The sequence below is a fragment of the Streptomyces sp. SID1328 genome, assembly GCF_009865595.1.
Lineage (GTDB): Bacteria > Actinomycetota > Actinomycetes > Streptomycetales > Streptomycetaceae > Streptomyces > Streptomyces griseoluteus.
In genome coordinates this window covers 1-4,263 of the sequence record NZ_WWKH01000470.1, presented here as the reverse complement: position 1 = coordinate 4,263, position 4,263 = coordinate 1, and the positions used below count along the sequence as shown (strand labels likewise).

General features: G+C 73.1%; 3 protein-coding genes and 3 pseudogenes. 5 read left to right on the top strand and 1 reads right to left on the bottom strand.

The window, feature by feature from the left end:
- From GT030_RS14630 to GT030_RS14610, 5 genes and pseudogenes are all read left to right on the top strand, one after another.
- Positions 1-236, top strand: a pseudogene (locus tag GT030_RS14630) (hypothetical protein); the annotation flags it as partial.
- 39 nt (positions 237-275) lie between these two features.
- A complete protein-coding gene (locus GT030_RS14625; RefSeq protein ID WP_161201486.1) occupies positions 276-1,226 on the top strand; it encodes a segregation/condensation protein A in 951 nt (316 codons plus the stop codon).
- A complete protein-coding gene (gene scpB, locus GT030_RS14620; RefSeq protein WP_086695921.1) occupies positions 1,223-1,912 on the top strand; it encodes an SMC-Scp complex subunit ScpB in 690 nt (229 codons plus the stop codon). The genes GT030_RS14625 and scpB overlap by 4 nt, the downstream gene beginning before the upstream one ends.
- Complete coding sequence (locus GT030_RS14615; protein WP_031183243.1) at positions 1,872-2,933, top strand: pseudouridine synthase; 1,062 nt, start codon at positions 1,872-1,874, stop codon at positions 2,931-2,933. Before scpB ends, GT030_RS14615 begins: the two co-directional genes overlap by 41 nt.
- 117 nt (positions 2,934-3,050) lie before the next feature.
- Positions 3,051-4,034 (top strand): annotated as a pseudogene (locus GT030_RS14610) (ADP-ribosylglycohydrolase family protein); the annotation flags it as partial.
- On the opposite strand, the pseudogene GT030_RS14605 reads toward GT030_RS14610, so the two are convergent.
- Positions 4,032-4,263: pseudogene (locus tag GT030_RS14605) on the bottom strand (ADP-ribosylglycohydrolase family protein); the annotation flags it as partial. The pseudogenes GT030_RS14610 and GT030_RS14605 sit on opposite strands and share 3 nt — an antisense overlap.

Below are 4,263 nucleotides of genomic sequence, written 5' to 3'. Positions count from 1 at the left end.
GCCGTGCGGCCGCCCGGCGGCCCAGCGGGCGCGAGCGGCACGACGAGAAGATCACCGTGTACGTCTCGGCCGAGGAACTGATGGACCTCGAGCACGCCCGGCTGGTGCTGCGCGGCGAGCACGGCCTCGCCGTCGACCGCGGCCGCATCGTCCGCGAGGCGGTCGCCGTGGTCCTCGCCGACCTGGAGTCCCGCGGGGAAGCCAGCATCCTGGTACGGCGGCTGCGGGGGCGGTAGCCCGGCTTCCCACCGCCCGACCGATAGCCTGCGACCCCCATGAACGCGCACCGCACCGCCACGACCGGCCCGAGACGCCCGCTGGGCCGGGGCCCGGACACCGCACCTCCGGCCCCGGCCCCGGCCCCGGCCCCGGCCCCGGCACCTGAGGCTCCCGAGCCGGAGGCGCCCGCGCCCGACGGCGTCTTCAAGGTCCGGCTGGACAACTTCGAGGGCCCCTTCGACCTGCTGCTCCAGCTCATCACCAAGCACAAGCTGGATGTCACCGAGATCGCGCTGTCCAGGGTCACCGACGAGTTCATGGCGCACATCCGGGCCATGGGGCCCGACTGGGACCTGGACCGCACCACCGGGTTCCTGGTCGTCGCCGCCACCCTGCTCGACCTCAAGGCCGCCCGGCTGCTGCCCGCCGCCCAGGTCGAGGACGAGGCCGACCTCGCCCTGCTGGAGGCGCGGGACCTGCTCTTCGCCCGGCTGCTGCAGTACCGGGCCTACAAGCGGATCGCGGACATCTTCAACGAGCGGCTGGACGACGAGGGCCGCCGATATCCCCGTACCGTCGGCCTGGAGCCGGAGCACGCCGAGCTGCTGCCCGAGGTCGTCATCAGCATCGGACCCGAGGGGTTCGCGCGGCTCGCGGTGAAGGCGATGCAGCCGAAGGCCAGGCCGCAGGTGTACGTCGACCACATCCACGCCCCGCTGGTCAGCGTCCAGGAGCAGGCCCGGGTCGTGGTGGCCCGGCTGCGCGAGGCCGGTGAGGCCGACTTCCAGGAACTGGTGGCCGACACCGACGACACCCTCACCGTCGTCGCCCGCTTCCTCGCGCTGCTGGAGCTGTACCGGGACAAGGCAGTCTCCCTGGAGCAGGAGACCGCGCTCGGCACCCTGCTGGTCCGCTGGACCGGCGGGGAGACGGCGGCGCCGGCGGTCACCGACGAGTTCGACCGGCCCGTGAAGCCCGACCAGACCACCGGGGAGCAGAAGACGTGAACCACCAGGCCCCGGACGACCGCGTCGCCGCCCTCGACCTCAAGCCCGCGCTGGAGGCCGTCCTGATGGTCGTGGACGAGCCCGCGACCGAGGAACACCTGGCGCGGGTCCTCCAGCGGCCCCGGCGCCGGATCGCCGAGGCGCTGCGCGAACTGGCCGACGACTACACCGCCCAGGGCCGCGGCTTCGAGCTGCGCTTCGTCGCGGGCGGCTGGCGCTTCTACACCCGCCCCGCCTACGCCCCCGCCGTGGAACGCCTGGCGCTGGAGGGCCAGACGGCCCGGCTCACCCAGGCGGCTCTGGAGACCCTCGCGGTCGTCGCGTACCGCCAGCCGGTCGGCCGCAGCCGGGTCTCCGCGGTGCGCGGGGTCAACTGCGACGGGGTGATGCGGACCCTGCTCCAGCGGGGTCTGGTGGCCGAGGCGGGCACGGAACCCGAAACAGGTGCGATCCTGTACGTGACGACGAACTATTTCCTGGAGCGGATGGGCCTGCGCGGCTTGGACGAGCTTCCGGAACTCGCGCCCTTCCTCCCCGAGGCGGAGGCGATCGAGGCGGAGACCCAGGAGGGAGTCCCGTCGTTCGACCCGGACGCGCCCGACGCGGCCGGTGGTCAGGACGCAGACGACTACGACGGAAACCTTGATGCGAAGCAGCGGCAGCGGCAGGAACAGCGGACGCGGTAACCCCCGCGGCAACGACCGGGACGAGCGCAAGGGGCAGGGCCGCCCCAGCAAGCCCCGTCCGGAGGAGCGCCGCTACGACGTCGGACCCGGCGCCACGAAGGACGGCCCGAAGTCCGGCCGTGGCGGCGCGGCGCGCGGCGGCGCCAAGGGCGGCCCCAAGCAGTCCCAGCAGGCGGGGCGCGGCCGTACGGCGCCCGGCCGCTCGCGTGAGTTCGAGACGCGGGCCGAGGAGCGCAACCGGGAGCGGTACGAGGGCAAGAAGGACGTCAAGCTGCCCAAGACCTTCCCCGGCGCCGAGCAGGACGGCGAGCGGCTGCAGAAGGTGCTGGCCCGTGCGGGCTACGGCTCGCGGCGCGCCTGCGAGGAGCTGATCGAGCAGGCCCGCGTCGAGATCAACGGCGAGATCGTGCTGGAGCAGGGCCGCCGGGTCGACCCGGAGAAGGACGAGGTCAAGGTCGACGGCCTGACCGTCGCGACCCAGTCGTACCAGTTCTTCTCGCTGAACAAGCCCGCCGGTGTGGTCTCCACGATGGAGGACCCCGAGGGCCGCCAGTGCCTCGGCGACTACGTCACCAACCGCGAGACCCGGCTCTTCCACGTGGGCCGGCTCGACACGGAGACCGAGGGCGTCATCCTGCTCACCAACCACGGCGAGCTGGCCCACCGCCTCACCCACCCCAAGTACGGCGTGCGCAAGACGTACCTGGCGCACATCGTCGGCCCGATCCCGCGCGACCTCGGCAAGCGGCTCAAGGACGGCATCCAGCTCGAGGACGGCTGGGCCCGCGCCGACCACTTCCGCGTGGTCGAGCAGACCGGCAAGAACTACCTGGTCGAGGTGACCCTGCACGAGGGCCGCAAGCACATCGTGCGCCGCATGCTGGCCGAGGCGGGCTTCCCCGTCGACAAGCTGGTCCGCGTCTCCTTCGGCCCCATCACCCTCGGCGACCAGAAGTCGGGCTGGCTGCGCCGCCTGTCCAACACCGAGGTCGGCATGCTGATGAAGGAAGTCGACCTCTAGGAAGGGGTCTTGCCGCCGGTGACGGTCCGGCTTTATGGTCAACCTGACGATTAGTCGGGTGGCCATGCGGCCGGACCAACGGGGGCCGGGTCATGGGCGCCCGGAAGGACTTGACCCATGACCACCACGCCCGCGGGAAAGCGTGCCGCCGCCGGTTCCCTGCTCGGACTCGCCCTCGGTGACGCGCTGGGCTTCCCGACCGAGTTCAACGACGTGCCGTCCATCCTCGCCAAGTGCGGACCCTGGCGGGAGATGGAACTGCCGGGCCGCGCCTTCGTCTCCGACGACACGCAGATGACCCTCGCGCTCGGACGCGGGCTCCGTACCGCCATGGGCCGGGGGTGGCTCGCGCCGAAGCGGCTGCAGCGGCCGCTGCGCGAGGAGTTCGTCGACTGGTACCAGTCCCCGGAGAACAACCGCGCCCCCGGCCGCACCTGCCTCACCGCCTGCGCCCTGCTCAAGGAGGAGGGGCGGGAGTGGCAGGAGGCCAGTCAGGTCCATTCCAAGGGGTGCGGCGCGAACATGCGGGTCGCCCCGCTCGGCCTCGCTCCCGGCCTGACCGGTGAACAGCGGGCGGGCGCCGCCCAGTTGCAGTCCGGCCTCACCCACGGCCACCCCACCGCGCTGGCCGCCTCCGACCTCACCGCGCACGCGGTGCGGCTGCTGGCTCAGGGAACGGACCCCGAGGGGCTCGTCGGCCGGCTGCGCTCGTACGCCCTCGACAACCGCACCCGCTACCACCACCTCTGGCTCGGCGACCTGTGGCAGCGCGCCGGGGACGCGACCCCGGAGGGGTTCATCGCGCGCGGCTGGGACGAGTGCCTGGCGGTCCTCGGCCGCCTCCAGGACGCGCTGCGCACGCCCTCCCCGGAGACCGACCCGTGCCTGGCCACCGGGGAGGGCTGGATCGCGGAAGAGGCACTGGCCACCGGGCTGCTCTGTTTCCTGCTCTTTCCCGCCGACCCCGTCCTGGCGCTGCGCCGGGCCGCCTGCACCTCCGGCGACTCCGACTCCATCGCCTGCCTGACCGGCGCCTTCGCGGGCGCCTGGCTGGGCGCGGACGCCTGGCCGGCGGACTGGGTGGACCGGATCGAGCTCCAGCAGTTCGTCCCGGTGCTCGATCCGGTCCACCCAGTCCGCCGGCCAGGCGTCCGCGCCCAGCCAGGCGCCCGCGAAGGCGCCGGTCAGGCAGGCGATGGAGTCGGAGTCGCCGGAGGTGCAGGCGGCCCGGCGCAGCGCCAGGACGGGGTCGGCGGGAAAGAGCAGGAAACAGAGCAGCCCGGTGGCCAGTGCCTCTTCCGCGATCCAGCCCTCCCCGGTGGCCAGGCAC

Bases quoted from the DNA above. Each gene is read 5' to 3' on its own strand.
- GT030_RS14625 (WP_161201486.1), top strand. From the start codon at position 276: ATGAACGCGCACCGCACCGCCACGACCGGCCCGAGACGCCCGCTGGGC.
- GT030_RS14615 (WP_031183243.1), top strand. From the start codon at position 1,872: ATGCGAAGCAGCGGCAGCGGCAGGAACAGCGGACGCGGTAACCCCCGC.